The 20700-nt window shown below is 65.9% G+C and carries 21 protein-coding genes and 1 pseudogene; 8 read left to right on the top strand and 14 right to left on the bottom strand.

Translation table 11 applies throughout. From position 1 onward, the window contains the following. Positions 1 to 54 precede the first annotated feature (54 nt). Genes ntrC through dusB form a run of 3 tightly spaced genes read right to left on the bottom strand, consistent with a single transcriptional unit; the run spans position 55 to position 3644 of the window. Entirely contained in the window at positions 55 to 1497 is a 1443-nt protein-coding gene (gene ntrC, locus HL671_RS12000) for a nitrogen regulation protein NR(I) (protein WP_012044138.1), read from the bottom strand. Between the two features lie 9 nt (positions 1498 to 1506). Continuing rightward, positions 1507 to 2694: a two-component system sensor histidine kinase NtrB gene (locus HL671_RS11995; protein ID WP_012044137.1), complete on the bottom strand. Its 1188-nt coding sequence runs from the start codon at positions 2692 to 2694 to the stop codon at positions 1507 to 1509. Then, complete coding sequence (gene dusB / locus HL671_RS11990; protein WP_246579468.1) at positions 2691 to 3644, bottom strand: tRNA dihydrouridine synthase DusB; 954 nt, start codon at positions 3642 to 3644, stop codon at positions 2691 to 2693. The genes HL671_RS11995 and dusB overlap by 4 nt, the downstream gene beginning before the upstream one ends. 468 nt (positions 3645 to 4112) lie before the next feature. Between dusB and HL671_RS11985 the strand changes: the two genes are divergently transcribed. Then, a complete protein-coding gene (locus HL671_RS11985; protein ID WP_172236505.1) occupies positions 4113 to 5294 on the top strand; it encodes a bifunctional 2-C-methyl-D-erythritol 4-phosphate cytidylyltransferase/2-C-methyl-D-erythritol 2,4-cyclodiphosphate synthase in 1182 nt (393 codons plus the stop codon). A 353-nt stretch (positions 5295 to 5647) separates the two neighbouring features. Further along, positions 5648 to 6259: a CinA family protein gene (locus HL671_RS11980; protein ID WP_012044134.1), complete on the top strand. Its 612-nt coding sequence runs from the start codon at positions 5648 to 5650 to the stop codon at positions 6257 to 6259. 379 nt (positions 6260 to 6638) lie between these two features. Here HL671_RS11980 and HL671_RS11975 read toward each other — a convergent pair whose 3' ends face one another. Together HL671_RS11975 and HL671_RS11970 are read right to left on the bottom strand one after the other, a co-directional pair. Then, positions 6639 to 6980: a DUF1127 domain-containing protein gene (locus HL671_RS11975; RefSeq protein WP_172236504.1), complete on the bottom strand. Its 342-nt coding sequence runs from the start codon at positions 6978 to 6980 to the stop codon at positions 6639 to 6641. Positions 6981 to 7222: 242 nt separating this feature from the next. Then, a complete protein-coding gene (locus HL671_RS11970) occupies positions 7223 to 7780 on the bottom strand; it encodes an HD domain-containing protein (protein WP_172236503.1) in 558 nt (185 codons plus the stop codon). Positions 7781 to 8053: 273 nt separating this feature from the next. On the opposite strand from HL671_RS11970, the gene HL671_RS11965 reads away from it, so the two are divergent. Next, positions 8054 to 8467 (top strand): response regulator, encoded by a 414-nt coding sequence (locus HL671_RS11965; RefSeq protein ID WP_012044129.1) that lies wholly within the window; start codon positions 8054 to 8056, stop codon positions 8465 to 8467. 143 nt (positions 8468 to 8610) lie between these two features. After that, positions 8611 to 9048 carry a group II truncated hemoglobin gene (locus HL671_RS11960; protein WP_012044128.1) on the top strand — a complete coding sequence of 146 codons (438 nt, stop codon included), beginning with the start codon at positions 8611 to 8613 and terminating at the stop codon, positions 9046 to 9048. 18 nt (positions 9049 to 9066) lie between these two features. On the opposite strand, the gene HL671_RS38335 is transcribed toward HL671_RS11960, so the two are convergent. From HL671_RS38335 to HL671_RS11940, 5 genes and pseudogenes are all read right to left on the bottom strand, one after another. Next, the gene (locus tag HL671_RS38335; protein ID WP_246579467.1) at positions 9067 to 9261 is read right to left on the bottom strand and encodes a hypothetical protein; all 195 of its coding nucleotides are present in this window, start codon (positions 9259 to 9261) and stop codon (positions 9067 to 9069) included. 150 nt (positions 9262 to 9411) lie between these two features. Then, positions 9412 to 9797, bottom strand: a pseudogene (locus HL671_RS11955) (NUDIX hydrolase). 146 nt (positions 9798 to 9943) lie between these two features. Beyond that, positions 9944 to 10762 carry a hypothetical protein gene (locus tag HL671_RS11950; protein WP_172236502.1) on the bottom strand — a complete coding sequence of 273 codons (819 nt, stop codon included), beginning with the start codon at positions 10760 to 10762 and terminating at the stop codon, positions 9944 to 9946. Positions 10763 to 11022: 260 nt separating this feature from the next. After that, entirely contained in the window at positions 11023 to 11199 is a 177-nt protein-coding gene (locus HL671_RS11945; RefSeq protein ID WP_012044124.1) for a hypothetical protein, read from the bottom strand. Between the two features lie 12 nt (positions 11200 to 11211). Further along, positions 11212 to 11424, bottom strand: a complete 213-nt coding sequence (locus HL671_RS11940; RefSeq protein WP_246579466.1) for a hypothetical protein — start codon at positions 11422 to 11424, stop codon at positions 11212 to 11214. 355 nt (positions 11425 to 11779) lie between these two features. Here HL671_RS11940 and HL671_RS11935 point away from each other — a divergent pair, with 355 nt between their 5' ends. Then, positions 11780 to 12133 carry a DUF6481 family protein gene (locus tag HL671_RS11935; RefSeq protein WP_012044122.1) on the top strand — a complete coding sequence of 118 codons (354 nt, stop codon included), beginning with the start codon at positions 11780 to 11782 and terminating at the stop codon, positions 12131 to 12133. A gap of 120 nt (positions 12134 to 12253) precedes the next feature. Here the strand turns inward: HL671_RS11935 and HL671_RS11930 are convergent, their stop codons facing one another. Then, positions 12254 to 12493: a pentapeptide MXKDX repeat protein gene (locus HL671_RS11930; protein ID WP_041751518.1), complete on the bottom strand. Its 240-nt coding sequence runs from the start codon at positions 12491 to 12493 to the stop codon at positions 12254 to 12256. Positions 12494 to 12851: 358 nt separating this feature from the next. Here HL671_RS11930 and HL671_RS11925 point away from each other — a divergent pair, with 358 nt between their 5' ends. Genes HL671_RS11925 through HL671_RS11915 form a run of 3 tightly spaced genes read left to right on the top strand, consistent with a single transcriptional unit; the run spans position 12852 to position 15775 of the window. Then, a complete protein-coding gene (locus HL671_RS11925) occupies positions 12852 to 13874 on the top strand; it encodes a TRAP transporter substrate-binding protein (protein ID WP_012044120.1) in 1023 nt (340 codons plus the stop codon). A gap of 3 nt (positions 13875 to 13877) precedes the next feature. After that, on the top strand, positions 13878 to 14420 hold the full coding sequence (locus HL671_RS11920) for a TRAP transporter small permease (RefSeq protein ID WP_012044119.1): 543 nt from the start codon (positions 13878 to 13880) through the stop codon (positions 14418 to 14420). After that, positions 14417 to 15775 (top strand): TRAP transporter large permease, encoded by a 1359-nt coding sequence (locus HL671_RS11915; protein WP_012044118.1) that lies wholly within the window; start codon positions 14417 to 14419, stop codon positions 15773 to 15775. The genes HL671_RS11920 and HL671_RS11915 overlap by 4 nt, the downstream gene beginning before the upstream one ends. Before the next feature lie 69 nt (positions 15776 to 15844). Here the strand turns inward: HL671_RS11915 and HL671_RS11910 are convergent, their stop codons facing one another. The 3 genes from HL671_RS11910 to HL671_RS11900 are packed head-to-tail and all read right to left on the bottom strand — an operon-like array spanning position 15845 to position 20395. Continuing rightward, entirely contained in the window at positions 15845 to 16756 is a 912-nt protein-coding gene (locus HL671_RS11910) for a hydroxymethylglutaryl-CoA lyase (protein ID WP_172236501.1), read from the bottom strand. 22 nt (positions 16757 to 16778) lie between these two features. Next, on the bottom strand, positions 16779 to 18785 hold the full coding sequence (locus HL671_RS11905) for an acetyl/propionyl/methylcrotonyl-CoA carboxylase subunit alpha (RefSeq protein WP_172236500.1): 2007 nt from the start codon (positions 18783 to 18785) through the stop codon (positions 16779 to 16781). A 2-nt stretch (positions 18786 to 18787) separates the two neighbouring features. Beyond that, on the bottom strand, positions 18788 to 20395 hold the full coding sequence (locus HL671_RS11900) for a carboxyl transferase domain-containing protein (RefSeq protein WP_012044115.1): 1608 nt from the start codon (positions 20393 to 20395) through the stop codon (positions 18788 to 18790). Between the last annotated feature and the right edge of the window lie 305 nt (positions 20396 to 20700).

Below are 20700 nucleotides of genomic sequence, written 5' to 3'. Positions count from 1 at the left end.
CAAATTCTCAAGTCCGGCGGTATCGCGGCCTGCCCGGAGGGCTATAATACCGCTCTAGCCGCCACTGCGGTAGACCTGGATATCGAGGTCGCGAATCTTCTTGCGCAGCGTATTGCGGTTCAGGCCAAGCAGATCGGCCGCGCGGATCTGATTGCCGCGGGTGGCCGCCAGGGCGGCCGTGAGCAGCGGGATCTCGATCTCCTTGAGAATGCGGTGATACAGGCCCGGCGGCGGCACGCCGTTCGGGAAGCCCTGGAAGTGCGAGGACAGATAGGCCTCCACGGCGCCGCCGAGATTGTCGATCGAGGTCGGCGTGCTGGACCCGGTCGTGACCGCCGGCGGCGCCAGCTCGCCATCGATCACCGAGGCCGTGATGACGTCCTGCGGATACAGCGCGGCGAGGCGGCGGGCGAGATTTTCCAGTTCGCGGACATTGCCCGGCCAACGGTGCTGCTTGAGCCGCTCGAGCGCGGCGGCGTCGAGCTTCTTGGGCGGCAGCCCGTCCTTCTCGGCGAGCGCGAAGAAGTGCCGGACCAGGTCCGGCAGGTCCTCGATGCGCTCGCGCAACGGCGGCAGCCGCAGCGGCACGACGTTGAGGCGGAAGAACAGGTCCTCGCGGAACAGCCCCTGCTGGATCAGGATGCGCAGGTCCTTGTTGGAGGCCGCGACGATGCGCACATCGGTCTTGATCGGGGTGCGGCCGCCCACGGTGGTGTATTCGCCCTGCTGCAGCACGCGCAGAAGCCGCGTCTGCGCCTCCATCGGCATGTCGCCGATCTCGTCCAGGAACAGGGTGCCGCCCTCGGCCTGCTCGAAGCGCCCGGAGGCTCTCGTGTTGGCGCCGGTGAAGGCGCCGCGTTCATGGCCGAACAGCTCGGATTCGATCAGGTCGCGCGGGATCGCCGCCATGTTGACCGCGACGAACGGGCCGTTGCGGCGCTTGCCGTAGTCGTGCAGCGCGCGCGCCACCAGCTCCTTGCCGGTGCCGCTCTCGCCCGAGATCATCACGGTGAGGTCGGTCTGCATCAGACGCGCCAGCACGCGGTAGATTTCCTGCATCGCCGGCGAGCGGCCGACCAGCGGGATCGATTCGAACTCGTTGTCGTCGGGTTGGCTCGCCGCCCGCTCCTTCGGCTCCGCCAAGGCGCGGCCGACGATCGCGATCAGCTCCTTCAGGTCGAACGGCTTCGGCAGATATTCATAGGCGCCACGCTCCGAGGCCCGGATCGCGGTCATGAAGGTGTTCTGCGCGCTCATGACGATGACCGGTAGGTTGGGCCGCATCTTCTTGATCCGCGGCAGCAGGTCGAACGCGTTCTCGTCCGGCATCACCACGTCGGTGATGACGAGATCGCCCTCGCCCTGACTCACCCAGCGCCACAGGGTGGCGGCATTGCCGGTCAGCCGCACCTCATAGCCGGCGCGTGACAGCGCCTGGTTCAGGACCGTGCGGATGGCCGTATCGTCGTCGGCAACGAGAATGCTACCTGCAGGCATAGATGGTCCTCAATTTGATCCCTGTGAGGCATGCAACGGCGTTCCCGAAACGTCATCGCCATGGCTGTTCTTTGGGCTTTGGTCTGGTTGTTTGGTTGCGCTGTACATCGGCATCAGCACCCGGAAGGTCGTCTTGCGCGGCTGCGACTCGCATTCGATGATCCCGCCATGGTCGCCGATGATCTTCGCGACCAATGCAAGACCGAGGCCGCTTCCGGTCGGCTTGGTGGTCACGAACGGATCGAACAGATTGGGCATCAGGTCTTCCGGCACGCCGGGGCCGTTATCCTTGACGCAGAACTCCAGCGGCAGCGATACGCGGGACTTCTTGCCGGGCACCGACAGCCGCACGCCCGGGCGGAACGCGGTGGTGAGCTGGATCTCGGCGTCGGCGCCGAGGTCGACGACCGCTTCCGCGGCGTTCTTGACCAGGTTCAGGAACACCTGAATCAGCTGATCCTGATTGGCGAGCACCGGCGGCAGCGACGGATCGTAATCCTCGATGAAGCGGATGTTGCGGGCAAAGCCGGACTGCGCCAGCCGCTTCACGTGATCGAGCACGGAATGGATATTGACCGGTCCGCGCGCCACCGGCCGGTCGTCGCCGAACACCTCCATGCGGTCGACCAGCGTGACGATGCGATCGGCCTCGTCGCAGATCAGCCGCGTGAGCATGCGGTCCTCGGAGGAGGCCTGTTGCTCAAGGAGCTGCGCGGCGCCGCGGATGCCCGACAGTGGGTTCTTGATCTCATGCGCGAGCATCGCGGCCAGCGCGATCACCGAGCGCGCGGCGCTGCGATGGGTCAGTTGGCGGTCCATCTTGTCGGCGATGGTGCGCTCCTGCAGCATCACGACGATGGCGCCGGGCCGTTCGGGAAGCGGAGCGACATGCAGGTCGACGAGGCGGTCGGCGCCGGTCCGCGGCGTCCCCAGGTCGACCTTGTACTCGTTGACCGGCGCGCTCGTGGTGCGGACCTGATCGATCAGCGCCAGCAGCGGCGAGCCGAACGGCACCAGCTTCTTGAGCGATTGCCGCTGCAGAAACTGGGTCGAGGAATCGAAGAACGATTCGGCCGCCATGTTGGCGTCCATGATCATGCCATCCGGGCCGATGACGAGGACCGGATTCGGCAAGGCGTTGAGGATGGCGTCGCCATCCGATGGAAGTCGCTTGCGCTGTTCTGCGGCTGAGCTCATGCGGCTGCACTCCAGGCAAAATCGTCGAACGCGTCTCGCAGCGCCCCCTGCACCAGAGCCGGCTGCTCCGACGTCAGGATACGCTCGCGCCAGGCCTTCAGTTTTTCAGCCGGCGCCTTGGCGTGCCGGGCGGCCACGTCCAGCCCCCAGCTGAGATGTTTGCGGGCGTGGCGCAGGCCGACACGCTCGCCATAGTGGCGGCAGATCTCGTCATAGAGGGCCGCCAAATAAGCGTGCTGCTGTGACAGCGCGGGCGCGCCCTCTTCCGCGCCGCCGTCGAGCCGACGGCCGATCTGGCCGGGCAGCCAGGGCTGCCCCTGCGCGCCGCGGCCGATCATGACGGCGTCAGCGCCGGAGGCGTCGAGCGCCTCGCGCGCATCCTCGTAGCTCGTGATGTCGCCATTGACGACGACCGGCAGGTCGACCGCCTGCTTGACGGCGCGCACCGCGCTCCAATCGGCCTCGCCCTTGTAGAACTGCTGCCGCGTGCGGCCATGCACCGTGATCAACTGCACCCCGGCCGCTTCCGCGCGGCGCGCCAGCTCCGGCGCGTTGAGGCTACGCTCGTCCCAGCCGAGGCGCATCTTCAAGGTCACCGGCACGTCGACAGCCTCGACCGTGGCCTCGATCAGCGCGAGCGCATGATCCAGGTCGCGCATCAGGGCCGAGCCGGACTGGCCGCCGGTGACGTGGCGCGCCGGGCAGCCCATATTGATGTCGATGACATCGGCGCCGCCATCCTCGGCGACCTTGGCACCCTCGGCCATCCAATGCGCCTCGCAGCCGGCCAGCTGAACCACATGCGGCCCGACGCCGCTGGCTTCGCAGCGCAAGCGAGATATCCACCGCCCTCTGACGAGATCGTCGCTCGCGGTCATCTCGGAGACGACGAGCCCGGCGCCGAGATCGGCTGCGAGTCGGCGGAACGGCGCGTCGGTGATCCCCGACATCGGCGCAAGAAGAGCCCGGTTGGCGAGAGAAACCTCACCTATTCTCAAGGACTTGGCGGTAGGCTTTACCGGACCGGTCACGGACGACTCATGATCTCATCAGACGCACCATTGCGCCGCCCTGCACTTTCGAGCACAATTCTTGGGCAGTCAAGCGTCATGCCTACACTTTAGACAAAACCGTCAACGTTTCAAGTGCAGTGCAGCAAAATATGCTTGTTCGGCAGTCATGGTAAACCCTTGAGCCGCTGGATTTTTGCATGGCTGAAGGCCGCGCGCCCCTGTCCCTCCCCGCTCTGTGGCGGATCGGCGCAGCGAGCCCCGGAGCGACGGGTTCTGCGACTGCGTCGGACTCGCGGTCACGATGCAAGCAACGTGTGATCCCGCTCGCTTAACCTTCGCTGCAGATGTAAGAAGCCGCCAAATCCCTCACCCGATCTTCTTCATCAGCATCGATACCCTGTTCCCATGACGATTTCTCAGCGGACTGCAGCCATTCTCGTCGCGGCCGGACGCGGCCTGCGCGCCGGCACCGGCGGTCCGAAGCAATATCGCGCGATCGGCGGCCGCACCGTCATCCACCGCGCGCTCGCCGCCTTTTCGGAGCATCCTGACGTCGCCGTCGTGCAGCCGGTGGTGAACCCCGATGACATCGACGTCTTCAATGCCGCGGTCAGTGGCCTGCGCCACGAGGTGCCCGCGCATGGCGGCGCGACACGGCAGGCGTCAGTGCTCGCAGGCCTGGAAGCGCTGGTGCCGCACCGACCGGACATCGTGCTGATCCACGACGCCGCGCGCCCGTTCGTGACATCGGCCGTGATCTCGCGCGCGATCCAAGCGGCCGGCAAGACCGGCGCGGCCATTCCCGTCGTGCCCGTCACCGACACGATCAAGGAGGTCACGGCGAGCGGCGACATCACCGCGACACCGGAGCGCGCGAAGCTGCGCATCGCGCAGACGCCGCAGACCTTCAAATTCGAGGTCATCCTGGAGGCGCATCGGCGCGCCGCGCGCGACGGCCTCACCGAGTTCACAGATGATGCGGCGATCGCCGAATGGGCGGGATTGACCGTCGCGACGTTTGAGGGCGATGTTGCCAATATGAAGCTCACCACACCCGAAGATTTCGTGCGCGAGGAAGCGCGGCTCGCCGCTCAGCTCGGCGACATCAGGACCGGCACCGGCTATGACGTGCATGCCTTCGGCGAGGGCGACCATGTCTGGCTGTGCGGCCTGCGCGTGCCGCATAGCAAGGGCTTCCTGGCCCACTCCGACGGCGACGTCGGATTGCACGCCCTGGTTGACGCAATTTTGGGCGCCCTGGCCGATGGTGACATCGGCTCGCATTTCCCGCCCTCGGACATGAAGTGGAAGGGCGCCTCGTCCGATCAGTTCCTGAAATACGCGATCGAGCGGGTCACGGCGCGCGGCGGACGGGTGGCCAATCTCGAGGTGACGATGATCTGCGAACGGCCGAAGATCGGTCCCCTGCGCGACCAGATGCGCGCACGCATCGCCGAGATGTCGGGAGTCGATATCTCGCGCATCGCGGTGAAAGCCACCACCAGCGAGCGCCTCGGCTTCACCGGCCGCGAGGAAGGCATCGCCGCGACCGCAAGCGCGACGATCAGGCTGCCGTGGGGCGCATGACGCCGGCGGCGTCGAGAATGTGAGATCGAAGCGATCGATACGCGAGGGGACGTCGACCGCTAAGTTGAAATACGAGATCGAACTGATCTCTGGAAGTTGGAATCGAGCTATCACCGCGAGCGCGGTGCGCTCCCTCGCCCCGCCTGCGGGGAGAGGGTTGGGATGAGGAGGACTCTCCACGAGCGCGGTGCGCGGAGAGTCCCCCTCACCCGGATTGCATCTTGCGATGCAATCCGGCCTCTCCCCGCGCGCGGGGGAGAGGCCGAGTTCGCGGCGCCATCTCGAACTCGTCAAAAGCCATCGCTTTGGTGGCGAATCCTGAAGTCTCGATCGGTATCGAGGGAACGCTGTTCATGGCGAGCGAACGTCAAATCGGCTCCACCAGCGCGCTGGCCCGCTCGCTGCTCGACCTCTGCCGGTCGCGCAAGCTGATGATCGCCACCGCCGAATCCTGCACCGGCGGCCTCGTCGCCGGCGCGCTGACCGAGATCCCCGGCTCCTCCGACGTCATCGACCGCGGCTTCGTCACCTATTCCAACGAGGCCAAGCGCGCGATGCTCGGCGTCGAAGCCTCGACCCTGCAGACCTTCGGCGCGGTGTCCAAGGAGACCGCGATCCAGATGGCGGTCGGCGCGCTGGAGCGGGCCGATGTCGACCTCGCGGTCGCCATCACCGGCATCGCCGGCCCCGGCGGCGCCACCCCCGGCAAGCCGGTCGGCCTGGTCCACTTCGCCGTCGCCGCCCGCGACGGCCGTATCACCCACCGCGAACACCGTTTTGGTGCCATCGGCCGCAGCGCCGTGCGCACGCGCTCCGTCCTCGAGGCCCTGCGCCTGCTGATGGAGCTGGCGCGGCCGCAAGGAGCCGTTAAGCCGAAGCGCGCCGCCGCGACGCGGCTGCGCCCGCGCGTCGCGCGGGCGCCCCGGCTGCATCCGGTGAAGCGCCCGAGGCGACCGCAGACGTAGTCGGAAGTGACGCGCGCGGCTCTCGCCGCATCGTCATCGCGAGCGCAGCGACACGATCCAGCCTCCTTCCAAAAAACGCGTTCTGGATTGCTTCGGCGCAACGGCGCCTCGCAATGACGGACGGATAGGTCTTGGTTCACTCCAAGACATGCAAACTACGCGCTATATGCTGCTTGGCATGACCGAGGCGAAGGACAAGCAGATGTCGCTGGCGCTCATCCCTTGCGCGCGCAGTTGCCACATTTTCCGCCGTCATCCCCGCGCATGCGGGGATCCATCACCACAGGGCGGCGCTGCACGGCACTTCGCGCCGCTCCAGCTTGCCCGGGACGACAGCGGTGGGTGCGACCGAGGCTTCTGTTTGGCCGCCGCGTTCGCTTCACGCTCGCCAGAACGGACGGCGGCACAGCCGGCGCGCCTCGTCGCGCGTGAGGCCGTAATCCGCCAGCACCTCATCGGCGATCCAGGGTAGCTCCCGGGCGAAACGGTGACGCTCGCGCCAGCGCTTCCACCACAGCCGCAGCAACGGCGTGGGCTTCGATTCGGCGTAGCGTCGGTCAGGGACCGAGCGCACCAAGTAGTAGACGTTCGCGCCGGGCTTGGACGGAATCGGATGGCTCGGGGAGCGTCCGCGCGCGAAGAGCCCAGGTGATCGCGAGGCGTCACGAAGTGTGCACGCCTCGATGGCGCTGATGCTCGGATCGTCGGTCGTGCTCGGCATATCGGGCTCCCCTGGAAACGAAGAACCTGCCGGCAACAAAAAAGCCGCCAGGTCCTGGCGGCTGTTCGGATCAGATGCTGCAAATCGTCAGATTGAGCGCGATCCTCCCGCCGCCAGCGAGCTACGGTGCGTGATGCGACCAAAACGATGAGTGGCGACGGTGATCATGGCCGGCTGTATAATCGATCCATCTGAGGTTGTCATCCGCAAACCGGGGCAGGCAAGCTCCATCCCCGAACCGATCAGGACGGAAAGGTCCCAACAGTTCGTGCGAGCTGCCGCGCCAACGGCCCGGGCAATGTCTGATCGAAGATGTGGCTCAGCGTGCGGTAGTACCAGATCGTGCCGTCCCGTCCGCCGCTGAAGCGCTGCCACACCGCATCGCCGATCTCATCATAGTCCTTCGCGATCGCCTCCGCATTGTCGACCTTGTCGGCGAGCGAGACCAGCAGCGACGTTGCTGGCTTGTGCGGCAGCTTGGCAAGGTAGGCGTCCTTGCGGGCCCGCCATGCCGGCTTCGGTTCGACCCAGGAATCCGTGCAGTCCGCCACGATCTCGGCAACGCCGTCGCCGAACCGCCGGCGGATCTCGTCCAGCGTGGCCTGTCCGCCCTGGTCCTCGGCGGCGTCGTGCAGCAGTCCGGCGATGGCCTGAACCTCGTTGCCGCCCGCCGTCAGCACGCGGCTGGAGACGCTGAGCAGATGCGCGATATAGGGCACCCGACTGCCCTTTCGCACCTGGCTCCGGTGCAGGTCCGCCGCATAGACCAGCGCTTCATCATAAAGAGAGGAGAGTGACATCGGCTTGCTTCCAAGCCGGCTGACCTGCGGTCACGCCGGCGACTTGTCATGAACTCAAGGGCATGATTCCGGACCCTGCGTCCGACATCGAGCGGCATGATAGCCGATCTCCTCGGCCGACCAGGCAGCAGGCGGCGCAACCGAGCGACCTTTTGCTATGCGGCGACGCCGGGGTCCGGAATTTTACGGGATTGAAAATTTACGTGGAGCTTAGAAACCGACTTTTAAGGTGCGGTGGTCCATCAGAAGCCGACACACAGCCGCGCGGGGACCATGCTGAACGAACTTCTCGTGATCGAAGATGCCGACGTTCATCTGTCGATCCTGCGCAAGATCGCCGTGCAGGCGGGCTTTGCGACGACCGGCGTGAACTCGGTGGACGGCGCCATCAACGTGCTGCGCCGGCGCAACTTCGAGTGCATCACCCTCGACCTCAACCTCGGTGAGCGCTCCGGCACGGAAGTGCTGCAGCTGCTGGCCGACATGAAATCCCGCACCCCCGTCCTGATCATCAGCGGGTCCGACGACCAGACCCGCGACGTCACGGTCCGTGCCGGCAAGATCCTCGGCCTGAACGTCTATCCGCCGTTCTGCAAACCGGTCGATCTCGCGCTGTTGCGCCAGACGCTGCGTCAGATCGCAGCCGACACCGACCGTCAGCGCCTCGTGAAGGCCAATATTCGCTAGCTGGCGTCTCCCACCTCGCCTCTGTGTACGCTCGCGTCCGGCAGCGCCACGCGGCCGCCATCGGCATTTCATCTTTGATGCAGATCAAGGCGGTGCGCTCCAGGCGACTATTGGCTGTGAGGCGCCCAGGGAAACGAGATGCGATGACGGCAGCCAATTCAGCCAGCGAAGCCCATTCAACCGACGCTATCGTGGTCGAAGCCACGCCATACGAGCTCATCGGCGGCGAAGCCGGCGTGCGGCGCCTCGCCGATCGGTTTTATGCGATCATGGACGAGGAGCCGGATGCCCGGAAGATCCGCGCCATGCACGATGCCGACCTCGGTCCGATCAGGCAATTGCTGTTCGAGTTCCTGAGCGGCTGGCTGGGCGGGCCTGCGCTCTATTTCGAGCGTGCCGAACATCGCTGCATCATGTCGGCGCACCGTCCCTATGCCATCGGAGACGCCGAGCGCGACGAGTGGATGACGTGCATGCGCCGGGCGATGTTCGATTGCGACATCACCGGCGACATGTACGATTTGCTGGATCGGGCGTTCCTGCGCATGGCGAACGCTTTCCGGACGCGTCCCGCAGGCTGAGCTGGGGGAGCCGGCAGCTCAGCGACGCTTTTCGGCGGCTTCGCGCGCCAAGCGCTCGGCCCGGAGTCGCTCGCGGTTTTTATAGAAGGCCCGCTGGGCCTCCTCATGTTCTCGCAAGGCCTGCTCGGCATCGGCCCTGCGCGTGGCATCGCGCGCCCGACGCTCTTCAGGCGTAAGGACGCGTGGCGGTCTGGCTGTGCTTTCGTAAGTCATGACCAGACAACGTCCGACCTCGCCAGATGTTCCACTTTCGGCTTCAATTACAGCCTGAATTGCAGGGCGTGAACGTCGGTGTCCCGATAAGATCATCGCTCGCGATGCCGGACAAGATCAGGGCGCGGCTCTCTGAACCGACATCTCGACCTAATCCGCTTTGCGCGGAAACAGACGGTCGCGAATATAGCGCGAGGTTGGTGTCAGGCTGAGCCCGTAGGGCTTTTGCCAGACGGCGCGGTCGATCTCATTTTTGTCGCCGATCTCCAGCCGCCCCCTGGCATTCTTGGCGATGAAGATCGCGTCGCTCATCTTGCGTCCCGACCGCTTGTTCTTCGCCGTGACTTCTTTCCACAGGCGAAGACGGCCGAGCTTGAGCTTCGGCAGCTCCTCCTTGATCTCGCGCTTCAGGCAGTCCTTCGCCGTCTCCCGTGCGCGTTTGCGGCCGCCCGGGAACATCCAGCGCCCGTCGATGCGGCGTCGGACCAGGAGGACTTTCCGCCCTTGGCGGCAACAAGCTTGGACGCCTTGGTCATCGCTCCAGAACTCTCACTGAGACCAGCACGGAAGAGGACCTTACCAGGATTCGTTCCAACTCCGGCTCCGGACCTTTGCGGAGCATCAATCGCAACGCACGGCCGGAGAGCGGAAACCCATGCACATCTCTGCGGACCGGCGTGAGCTAGTAACAGGAGCGCGGATCGACAGCGACATACTCTCCCGAGGGGTAACGGTAGTAGCAATTGCCCTGGGACAGATAATAGCCCGGCCGCGCCGCTGCCGTCGCACCGGCGATCGCGCCAGTCGCGCCGCCGATCACGGCCCCGGCGGCAGCGCCGCCCGCCTTGCCAGTCAGAATCCCGCCGAGCACGCCGCCGATGATGGCCCCGCCGAGCGCGCTGGCGCCTGGATCCGGGTCGGACGGCGGCGGTGGCGGAGCCGGCTCATAGGCGACCGGCGGCGGCGCCTGATAAGCAGCAGCCGGCGCGTAGACGACGTCGTCGGCGTAATCCTCGGAGACGTAGGTCGGCGGACCTTCCATCGGCTCAGGATAATAATACCAGACCCCGCCGACATCCCACCACCAGCCGGGCCGGCCATTGTGGACTTCGTGACGCCAGCGACCCCCTTCCCAGCCGACGCGGCCGCGATAACGCTGTCCGCCATAATCGCGCATTGCAATCGCGCCGCGGCTGTAGCGCGCGTCAGGCGCCCGGCCCGTGGCCGCAGGTCCGCGGTCATAGCCCGGTCCGGGCCCGCTTGGCTGTCCCGCAACCGGCCCCGACCCTTGGCGGGGGGGCTGAGCATGGGGCTGTCCGCCCGGTTGAACGGCGGCGGCCGGCGGCTGCCGGATGACGCTGGGCGGGCGCCCCTGCGGGGGGTGAGCGGCACCGGGACCAACCTGGTCCGGAGCCTGGGCCCGTACTTGGAGGGGCGAAGAGATCACCGACAAGACGGCCAGCGCCGGCAGCCAGAACCTGGTCTGATCGAACAATGCCATTCTCATCTTCCCCTCACTGGCCCGCCGTCCGCGCTGCCTACGGCCTTGGTCGGCGTGCGATGAAACCCGGTTCACTGGTCCCCACGATATGGCCAGAACGGGCATGAATTGCGGGACAGACTGGGACAAACCCGACAATTTTGCGGCACGCCAGCGACGCCCCGCAACATACAACCGAACGGCGGCGATTCGCCGCCATCATTCTTGCACCGCGATTCGCGGCGGAGCGTTGAGCGGATGACCCGCGGCCGGCCCCGGCGTCAGCGTGCGGGCTCGATCACGTTGCAATTGCTGCGGCCGGACATCAGGCAATCCTGCATCTTGCTCGCTGCCGTCAGGCTGTGGGCCAGCCACAGGCCGAAGCCGACCACGATCGCCGCAAACAGCAGCCCAGCAATCGCGCCTCTCCGGCCTTGGCCTGCGTCGCGCTCACTCATGAAACGGTGCCCCTAGACCGGCTGCGGATTTGCCGGGTCGTCGAAAGCCGGACCGAGGCGGCGGGAGGCCGGTGAAATCGGCGCGACACGCGTGCAGCTGGTCACCCAGAACAATTGACCGCACTCCCACTCCGAGCCGAGCAGCCGGCTCGGAGCCGCCGCCGGGTGGGCGAACACGGCAGTCATGACGAGCGCGCTCACGGCCGAGCCGAGAAGCACGAGCATGAGCGCAAGGCGTCCATGCCTCCGAAACACCGAGGTCATGCCGGTAAACTCCGCTGGAAGCAGGCCATCCTGGCCCGCCGATTCCCGCTGGTGTGAAGCAATTCACACCCGACTGACCTGTGTCAGCGTGGCGGGGGAGCTTACATAGCCAGCGGCGCGCGTCATGCAAGCGCCAAACGTGCGGCATGTGAAGGAATGGCGATAAAGCATTTGTCATCGACGCGTGCGATCCTATACACACGGCCTCGCGCTCGCCTCCGCCGATATTCACGACAACGTGGATGAATGTCGGGCAGCGCATGCAGCCTGATCGAACCACACCAATCCAAACCAGTAGCGAAGTGACGACGTCTCCATGAGAGGATTCAAGGAACCCGGATTTGCCGATCGGCAAAAGGCCGCGCAGCAGGCCCGCCAGGGCATTCTGCAGAAGTTCAAGGCGCAGCCGGGACCGGATGATCCCGAAGTCGTGAAGCGGCGGCAGGAGCGCGAAGCGGCCGCCGCCCGGCGCGAGCAGCAGCGTCTCGAGCGAGAGGCCGCCAAGGCCGAGCAGAAGCGCCTCGAGGAAGAGGCCAAGGCCGCCGAGGCCGCCCGGCTCGCCCGCGAGGCGGAAGAAGCAGCCGCTCGCCTGGCCGAGATGGAGGCCGAGCAGAAGGCCAAGCGCGATGCGCGTTATGCCGCGCGCAAGGCACGTGGCAAGAGGAAGTGATTGCTCCCGAGCGTCGCGTCCGCGCGACGACCTCGATGATCGCGCGATGATGTCATGAGATCTGCGACAGGGCGGCCTCGCCGCCCCATCGCATGACGACGATCAACGACGATAAGAAGCCTAGTTCTTCTTCATCATGCCGTCGTCCTTCTTCATCCCGTCCTTCGACATGGCATCGCCCTTCTTCATCTCGTCTTTGCCCATCGCGTCCTTCTTCATCGAGTCGTGGGACATCGCCCCCTTCTTCATCGCATCATCCTTGCCCATCTTGTCCTCGGCGAACGCCGCGGGCGCGATGGCGACGTTGAAGGCGAGAGCAGCGGCAGAGAGGCCGAGGACGAGACGATTACGATAGGTCATGATGATCGCTCCTTCGAGAGACGGGGTTGGACGGCGACCGATGCGCCGCTCCTCCATGTCGACGTTCCAATGAGGGAGATCGTTACGGCCCAACTGAAAATTTTCGGCTCGATCAAATTTGATTCGAGTTTTGCGGTGTTTGAACCTCGACACAATTTCGCCCGTCGGGCGAATGTTAGTACAACCCGCGCTAGGGATTCACAGGCATGTGCATCGCAGCAATATGTCGCGTCCCGTGCATTCGCCCTCGAACCAACTGTATTGTTCGGCTAGAGGTAATTCCTGCACTCCGGCTCCTATAAGGGCTGCTTACGAACCGGATCGGGAACCCAACCAGACGTTGTCCAGGGGAACTCTCATGCTTTCACGCCGCACTGTCCTCGCGTCCGCGCTCGCTGCGCCCGCCATTCTGCGTTTTGGAACCGGAACCGCTCGGGCGGCGACCACGCTGAAGATCTCCCATCAGTTCCCGGGGGGAACCATCGACAAGGGCGACTTCCGCGACCGGCTCTGCCGGATGTTCGCCGAGGAAGTGTCGAAGCGCTCTGGCGGCGAGATCGCGGCCGAGATCTATCCGAACTCGTCGCTGATCAAGACCGTTGCGCAGTTCTCGGCGATGCGGAAGGGCGCGCTCGACATCAGCCTCTATCCGATGCCCTATGCCGGCGGCGAGGTTCCCGAGACCAATATCGGACTGATGCCGGGCCTCGTCACCACGTACGATCAGGGCCTGCGCTGGAAGAACGAGCCGGTCGGCAAGGCGCTCAGCGACTTCCTCGCCGACAAGGGCATCATCCTGCTGACCTGGGTCTGGCAGGCCGGCGGCGTCGCCAGCCGCTCGCGGCCGCTGGTCACCCCCGACGACGCCAAGGGCATGAAGGTGCGCGGCGGCTCGCGCGAGATGGACATGGTGCTGCAGACCGCCGGTGCGTCGGTGCTGTCGGTGCCGTCGAACGAGATCTACACGGCGATGCAGACCGGGGCCTGCGATGCCGGCCTGACCTCCTCGACCAGCCTGATCTCGTTCCGCCTCGAAGAGGTCGCGAAGGCTCTGACCTCCGGCGCCAAGGCGTCCTATTGGTTCATGCTCGAGCCACTGATGATGTCGAAGGCGACGTTCGACAAGCTGCCGAAGAACCAGCAGGACGTCCTGCTCGCCGTCGGCGCCGAGCTCGAGGCCTTCGGGCGCAAGGGCGCGCAGGACGACGACATCGAGGTCGCCAAGGTCTATGAAAAGGCCGGCGCCAAGGTGGCCGAGCTCGACCTCGAGACCGTCAACAAGTGGCGCGACATTGCCCGTGATACCGCCTGGAAGGACTATGGCGGGAAGTCCGCGAACTGCGCCAAGCTCCTGAAGCTCGCCTCCGACGTGGCGGCCTGATTGATGCACGCGCCCGTCTCCGATAGCGAGGCCACGCCCACCGGCGCCAGCGGACCGCTGGCGCCGCTTCAGCGTGTGATCTCGATGCTCAACAGCATCATCGTCGTTCTCGCTGCGATCGCATTGATCGCGGCCTGTGTCATCCTCAGCTACAGCGTGGCGGGTCGCGCGCTGTTCAAGGCCGCCAACTACTGGCAGGACGAAGCCGCCGTGTTCCTGCTCGTCGGCGCCACCTTCATGACCGCCGCCTATGTGCAGGAGCATCGCGGCCACGTCAGCATCGAGGCCTTTGTCGGCCTGATGTCGCCCTTGGCGAACAAGATCAGGCTTTGGCTCGTCGACGTCGCCAGCTTTTTGTTTTGTGCCTTCTTCACCTGGAAATCCTGGACCCTCACCCATGAGGCCTGGGAGGACGGTCAGGTCTCGAACTCGATGTGGTCGCCACCGCTCGCCATTCCCTATGCCCTGATGGCCGCCGGCATGACCCTGCTCTGCCTGCAATTGCTGCTGCAGATCGTGGCGCCGCTGACCGGAGCGCGGCGATGAGCGTGTTCGGGATTGGGATTGCCTACGGGGCTGCCACCCTGTTTGCGATGTTCGCCGGCATGCCGATCGCGTTTGCGCTCGGCGCCGTCGCCGTGGTGTTCATGGCGATCTACATGCCCTCCGCGTCGCTCGATACGGTGACGCAGAACGTCTATGAGGAAATGGCGTCGATCACGCTGCTGTCGATCCCGCTGTTCATCCTCAAGGGCGCCGCGATCGGCCGCTCCCGCGCCGGCCAGGATCTCTACTCGGCGCTGCATGCCTGGCTGCATCGTGTGCCCGGGGGCCTCGGCGTCGCCAACGTGTTCGCCTGCGCGCTGTTCGCGGCGATGGCCGGCTCGTCGCCGGCGACCTGCTCGGCGATCGGCTCGGCCGGCATCCCGGAGATGCGCAAGCGCGGTTACTCCGGCGGGTTCGCCGCGGGCATCATCGCCGCCGGCGGCACGCTCGGCATCCTGCTGCCGCCCTCGATCACGATGATCCTGTTCGCGATCGCCGCGGAGAAGTCGCTCGGACGGCTGTTCCTGGCCGGGATCGGGCCGGGGCTGCTGCTGGTCACGCTGTTCGGCGTCTATGCGGTGGTGCGCTTCCGCCAGGAATACGCGCAGGCGAAAGCGGTCTACGAGAAGTCGGGCACCTGGTCGGACATCCTGATCAAGGACGAATACACGATGGCACAGCGCTTTTCGGTGCTGCCGCGCGTGATCCCGTTCGTGCTCTTGCTGACCGGCGTCATGGTGGCGCTCTATGGCGGGTTGGCGACGCCATCGGAGACCGCCGGTCTCGGGGGCATTCTCGCGCTCGCCTTGATCGCGCTCATCTACGGTGTCTGGCGTCCGACCGACCTCGCGCCGATCATGCGGGCGACCTTGCGTGAGTCGACGATGCTGATGCTGATCATCGGCATGTCGCTGCTCTACTCCTACGTGATGAGCTATCTGCACATCTCGCAGTCTGTCGCCGAATATATCGTGGCGATGCACCTGCCGCGCTGGGAGCTGCTGTTCGCGATCCTGCTGATGGTGGTCGTGCTCGGCTTCTTCCTGCCGCCGGTCTCGATCATCCTGATGACCGCGCCGATCATCCTGCCGCCGCTGCGTGCGGCGAATTTCGACATCATCTGGTTCGGCGTCGTCATGACGATCGTGATGGAGATGGGCCTGATCCACCCGCCGGTGGGCTTGAACATCTTCGTCATCCGCAACGTCGCACCGGACATCCCGCTGCGCGAGGTGATCTGGGGCACCCTGCCCTTCGTGCTGCTGATGATGGCCGCGGTGCTGCTGCTCTGCTTCGTGCCGCAGATCTCGACGGCGCTTCCGGACCTTGTGATGGGGCCGGATCTCAGCCGGTGACGCGGCGGCGAATAGACAATAGCGAGTTGCGAATAGGGATCCCGCGAATGGACCCCTACTCGCCATTTGCTACTCGCTATTCGCCCTCTTCGCTTTCGCATTCAGCGCGGCGGCAACGCGGCTGACCGGGGGGCGGCCGAGCAGCCGGCTGATCTCGTTGGTGGCCGCCAGCAGCCTGGTCATGTCGACGCCGGTGCGAATGCCCATGCCTTCGAGCATGTAGACGACATCCTCGGTCGCGACATTGCCGGTCGCGCCCGGCGCGAACGGGCAGCCGCCGAGACCGCCGGCGGCGGAATCGATGACGCGGACCCCCTCCTCCAGGCCGGCGTAGAGGTTCGCCAGCGCCTGCCCATAGGTGTCGTGAAAATGCATCGCCAGATGCGACACCGGCACGTCGTCGCAGACCGCGCGCAGCATCTGCTTGGCCTTGAGCGGCGTGCCGACGCCGATCGTATCGCCCAGCGAGACCTCGTAGCAGCCGAGATCCCACAGCGCCTTGGCCACGTCGGCCACCGCCTGCGGCTTGATCTCGCCCTCATAGGGACAGCCGAGAACGCAGGAGACGTAGCCGCGCACCTTGATGCCGTCGGTCCTGGCGTGCGCGACGACCGGCTTGAAGCGCTCCAGCGACTCCTCGATTCCGCAATTGATGTTGGCGCGGGAGAAGCTCTCCGAGGCCGCGGTGAACACCGAGATCACCTTGGCGCCGGCCGCGTGGGCGGCCTCGTAGCCCTTCACATTGGGCACCAGCACATGGAACTCGCCGGGCAGCGCGGCGACGCTGCGCATCACCTCATCCGAGCCCACCATTTGCGGGATCGCCTTGGGCGAGACGAACGCGCCGACCTCGACCGTGGTCAGGCCGGCCGCGACGAGCCCGCGGATGAAGGCGATGCGATCGGCGACGCTGACCTGGGTCTTCTCGTTCTGCAGGCCGTCGCGCGGGCCCATTTCGATGATGCGCACGCTCTCGCTCATGCTGCCCTCTGGGGTTGGAGGATCAGGCGGAGGGTTCGACTTCCGCCAGTTCGACACCTTCCTGCACGATGTCGCCGACCTTGCACTTGATCGCCTTGAGCACGCCCGCGAACGGCGCGCGCAGGGTCTGCTCCATCTTCATCACTTCCAGCGTCAGGATCGCCGCGCCCTTCTCGAGGACGGCGCCTTCCTGCGCCAGCAATGCCACCACGGTGCCCGGCAACGGCGCGACGATCTTGTCCTCGCCGGCCTGTTCCTCGTCATCGCCGCCGAACGGATCGATCCAATGCAGATCGAAGCGGCCGTTGCGGGAGCGCAGATACAGTTCGTGCCCCTCGATGACCGCCACCACATGGGATTTGACGCCGTCGCGCACAAGGTCGAAACCGCCATCCTCTGTCGGGATCGCCGAGAACGCCGTCACCCGGCCATCGATCGACAGCGTCTGCACGCCCGGTCCATAAGTCAGCGTCACCGTCCGCGGATCGCTGCTCCCGCTCTGGCGGAACGAGAAGACGCGCTCCCGCAAGCCGACCGGCATCCAGCCCTGGGCACGCCAGGGCGATCCCACCTCATGGGAAGCGGCCTTTTGCTCATCGATGAGGATGGCGGCGACCGCCGCGCAAAGCTCCACATCCCCGGCAGCAGCGCCCGCTTCTGTCAGACGCTCCAGATGGCGCTCGATGAAGCCGGTGTCGATGGCATTCGCCGCGACGTCGGGATGCGTCAACAGTGCCGACAGGAACGGAATGTTGCTGACGATGCCGCGGACATCCGTGTCCTCGAGGCCGCGGTTGAGCCGCTCGATGGCGACGTCGCGCGTCGGCGCCCAGGCGATCATCTTGGCCAGCATCGCGTCGTAATAGGGCGAGACGGCATCACCCTCGCGATAGCCGGCATCGATGCGCAGGCCGCCGGTCTCCGCCGGCAGCCGCCAGGTCTTGATCGTGCCGACCGAGGGCATGAAGTTCTTCGCGGGGTTTTCCGCGTAGACGCGTGCCTCGATCGCATGTCCATTGAGCTTGATCTGGTCCTGCGTCAGCGGCAGCGGTTCGCCGAAGGCGACACGCAGTTGCCATTCGACCAGGTCGACGCCGGTGATCAGCTCGGTGACGGGATGCTCGACCTGCAGGCGCGTGTTCATCTCGATGAAGAACACGTCGCGGCCGTCGGAGACGAACTCGATGGTGCCGGCGCCGACATAGTTGACCGCGCCCGCCGCGCGCCGCGCCGCGGCGCAGACCGTCTCGCGCTGGGCCGGCGACAGCGTCGGCGACGGCGCCTCCTCGATCACCTTCTGATGGCGGCGCTGCAGGGTGCATTCGCGCTCGAACAGCGAGACCAGATTGCCGTGGCTGTCGCCGACGATCTGCACCTCGATGTGGCGCGGATTCTCGACGAACTTCTCGATCAGCACGCGGTCGTCGCCGAACGCCGCCTTGGCCTCGCGCTTGGCGCTGGTGACGGCATCGGCGAGATCGCCGGCCGCATGGACCACGCGCATGCCGCGGCCGCCGCCGCCGGCGGAGGCCTTGATCAGCACGGGATAGCCGATCCGCGCCGCCTCATCGGCGAGCGTCGCCTCGTCCTGCGCCTCGCCGTGATAGCCGGGCACCAGCGGCACGCCGGCCTGCTCCATCAGGAATTTGGAGCCGGACTTCGAGCCCATCGCGGTGATCATCGCAGCCGTAGGGCCGACGAACACCAGCCCGGCATCGAGACAGGCCTGCGCAAACTCGGCGCTCTCAGACAGGAAGCCGTAGCCGGGATGCACCGCCTCGGCGCCGGTCTGCCGGGCGGCCTCGATCAGCCGTTCGATGTTGAGGTAGGAATCGCGGGCGCGCGCGGGGCCGAGCAGCACGGCTTCATCGGCGAGCGCGACATGCAGCGCATTGCGGTCGGCCTCGGAATAGACAGCGACGGTCTTCAATCCCATGGCCCGCGCAGTGCGGATGACACGCACGGCGATCTCGCCGCGGTTGGCGATCAGGAGCTTGCGAAAACGACGATACATTCCGGGATGGGCCATGATCACATCCTGAACAGGCCGAACTTGGTCGGCTCGACCGGGGCATTGGCGGCGGCGGACAATCCCAGCCCGAGCACGAGCCGGGTGTCGGCGGGGTCGATCACGCCGTCGTCCCATAGCCGCGCCGTCGCGTAATAGGGATTGCCCTGCGCCTCATATTGCGCGCGGATGGGGCTGCGGAATTTCTCTTCCTCTTCCGTCGACCAGCTCTCGCCCTTGGCCTCGATGCCGTCGCGGCGGACCTGGCTCAGCACCATCGCCGCCTGCTCGCCGCCCATCACCGAGATACGCGCATTCGGCCACATCCACAGGAAGCGCGGCGCATAGGCCCGGCCGCACATGCCGTAATTGCCGGCGCCGTAGGAGCCGCCGATCACGACGGTGAATTTCGGCACCGACGCGGTCGCGACCGCGGTCACCAGCTTGGCGCCGTCGCGAGCGATGCCGCCGGCCTCGTATTTCTTGCCGACCATGAAGCCGGTGATGTTCTGCAGGAACACCAGCGGAATGTTGCGCTGGCAGCACAGCTCGATGAAGTGCGCGCCCTTCAGCGAGCTCTCGCTGAACAGGATGCCGTTATTGGCGATGATGCCGACCGGATAGCCGAAGATGTGGGCGAAGCCGCACACCAGCGTCTGGCCGTACAGCTTCTTGAACTCGTCGAACTCCGAACCGTCGACCACGCGCGCAATGATGTCGCGCACGTCGAACGGCTTGCGGCCGTCGGCGGGCACCACGCCGTAGATCTCCTCCGCGGGATAGCGCGGCGCGCGGACCTCGCGCATGTTGAGCACCGCCCGCGCGCCGGGCGGCTTCAAGGTGCCGACAATGCGGCGCGCGATGCCGATCGCGTGCGCATCGTTCTGCGCGTAGTGGTCGGTGACGCCGGACTGCCGCGAATGCACGTCGGCGCCGCCGAGTTCCTCGGCACTGACGACCTCGCCGGTGGCGGCCTTCACCAGCGGCGGGCCGCCGAGGAAGATCGTGCCCTGATTGCGCACGATGATGCTCTCATCCGACATTGCCGGCACATAGGCACCGCCAGCGGTGCAGGAGCCCATCACGATCGCGATCTGCGGGATGCCTTGCGCCGACATCTGCGCCTGGTTGAAGAAGATGCGGCCGAAATGCCGTTCGTCCGGAAAGATCTCGTCCTGCAGCGGCAGGAACGCGCCGCCGGAATCGACCATGTAGACGCAGGGCAGATTGTTCTGCCGCGCGATGTCCTGGGCGCGCAGATGCTTCTTCACGGTCATCGGATAATAGGTGCCGCCCTTGATGGTCGCATCATTGGCGACGACCACGCATTCGCGGCCGGCGATGCGGCCGATGCCGGTGACGATGCTGGCCGAGTGCACGTCACCGCCGTACAGCCCGTGCGCCGCAAGCGGCGACAGCTCCAGGAACGCGGTGCCGGGGTCGAGCAGCAGATCGACCCGCTGACGCGCCAGCATCTTGCCGCGCGCGAGGTGGCGCTTGCGCGAGGCTTCGCCGCCGCCGGCAGCGACCTGCCCGAGCTTGGCCTTGAGATCTTCGACCAGCACGCGCATGGCCTCGGCGTTGCGCGCGAAATCGGCGGACGAGGGATCGATCGTGGAATGAAGCGTCATGATCGGCGTTTTCGTTGCTTGAGCCGGATGGGAAGCCGTGAACGCACGCGTCAGACCGCGCGCGGCCTGAGGAGCCGCGGCACAAGCGGGTGTATCATCTCTGCCGGCATGCTGTCCTCCCTGGCCGTTGGCAGCCTGGCGATATGGCCGCGTCCTTTGCTCTCGAATTAAACGATCATACGTTTTTAAATTCAATTCTCAAGCGGATTGTCGTACAGTTCGAAAGAGCGCCGTCCGCATTGAGAACATGACGCTTTCCGTGGTCCAGGGCGGTTGCTGGTGTCAGGTCGTCGGACCTGCAGCGT

The organism is Bradyrhizobium denitrificans (assembly GCF_013179005.1).
Classification (GTDB): Bacteria; Pseudomonadota; Alphaproteobacteria; order Rhizobiales; family Xanthobacteraceae; genus Bradyrhizobium; species Bradyrhizobium denitrificans.
This window is presented reverse-complemented; position numbering and strand designations above follow the sequence as displayed.

What these genes read in the sequence shown, in the direction of transcription:
- ntrC (WP_012044138.1), bottom strand. Translation starts at nt 1,497, where the DNA reads ATGCCTGCAGGTAGCATTCTCGTTGCCGACGACGATACGGCCATCCGC.
- HL671_RS11935 (WP_012044122.1), top strand. Translation starts at nt 11,780, where the DNA reads ATGAGAGGATTCAAGGAACCCGGATTTGCCGATCGGCAAAAGGCCGCG.
- HL671_RS11965 (WP_012044129.1), top strand. Translation starts at nt 8,054, where the DNA reads ATGCTGAACGAACTTCTCGTGATCGAAGATGCCGACGTTCATCTGTCG.
- HL671_RS11995 (WP_012044137.1), bottom strand. Translation starts at nt 2,694, where the DNA reads ATGAGCTCAGCCGCAGAACAGCGCAAGCGACTTCCATCGGATGGCGAC.
- HL671_RS11960 (WP_012044128.1), top strand. Translation starts at nt 8,611, where the DNA reads ATGACGGCAGCCAATTCAGCCAGCGAAGCCCATTCAACCGACGCTATC.
- HL671_RS11945 (WP_012044124.1), bottom strand. Translation starts at nt 11,199, where the DNA reads ATGAGTGAGCGCGACGCAGGCCAAGGCCGGAGAGGCGCGATTGCTGGG.
- HL671_RS11975 (WP_172236504.1), bottom strand. Translation starts at nt 6,980, where the DNA reads ATGCCGAGCACGACCGACGATCCGAGCATCAGCGCCATCGAGGCGTGC.
- HL671_RS11980 (WP_012044134.1), top strand. Translation starts at nt 5,648, where the DNA reads ATGGCGAGCGAACGTCAAATCGGCTCCACCAGCGCGCTGGCCCGCTCG.
- HL671_RS11925 (WP_012044120.1), top strand. Translation starts at nt 12,852, where the DNA reads ATGCTTTCACGCCGCACTGTCCTCGCGTCCGCGCTCGCTGCGCCCGCC.
- HL671_RS11915 (WP_012044118.1), top strand. Translation starts at nt 14,417, where the DNA reads ATGAGCGTGTTCGGGATTGGGATTGCCTACGGGGCTGCCACCCTGTTT.
- HL671_RS11920 (WP_012044119.1), top strand. Translation starts at nt 13,878, where the DNA reads ATGCACGCGCCCGTCTCCGATAGCGAGGCCACGCCCACCGGCGCCAGC.
- HL671_RS11900 (WP_012044115.1), bottom strand. Translation starts at nt 20,395, where the DNA reads ATGACGCTTCATTCCACGATCGATCCCTCGTCCGCCGATTTCGCGCGC.
- HL671_RS11985 (WP_172236505.1), top strand. Translation starts at nt 4,113, where the DNA reads ATGACGATTTCTCAGCGGACTGCAGCCATTCTCGTCGCGGCCGGACGC.
- HL671_RS11910 (WP_172236501.1), bottom strand. Translation starts at nt 16,756, where the DNA reads ATGAGCGAGAGCGTGCGCATCATCGAAATGGGCCCGCGCGACGGCCTG.
- HL671_RS11950 (WP_172236502.1), bottom strand. Translation starts at nt 10,762, where the DNA reads ATGGCATTGTTCGATCAGACCAGGTTCTGGCTGCCGGCGCTGGCCGTC.
- HL671_RS11970 (WP_172236503.1), bottom strand. Translation starts at nt 7,780, where the DNA reads ATGTCACTCTCCTCTCTTTATGATGAAGCGCTGGTCTATGCGGCGGAC.
- HL671_RS38335 (WP_246579467.1), bottom strand. Translation starts at nt 9,261, where the DNA reads ATGACTTACGAAAGCACAGCCAGACCGCCACGCGTCCTTACGCCTGAA.
- HL671_RS11940 (WP_246579466.1), bottom strand. Translation starts at nt 11,424, where the DNA reads ATGCTCGTGCTTCTCGGCTCGGCCGTGAGCGCGCTCGTCATGACTGCC.
- HL671_RS11905 (WP_172236500.1), bottom strand. Translation starts at nt 18,785, where the DNA reads ATGGCCCATCCCGGAATGTATCGTCGTTTTCGCAAGCTCCTGATCGCC.
- dusB (WP_246579468.1), bottom strand. Translation starts at nt 3,644, where the DNA reads ATGTCGGGGATCACCGACGCGCCGTTCCGCCGACTCGCAGCCGATCTC.
- HL671_RS11930 (WP_041751518.1), bottom strand. Translation starts at nt 12,493, where the DNA reads ATGACCTATCGTAATCGTCTCGTCCTCGGCCTCTCTGCCGCTGCTCTC.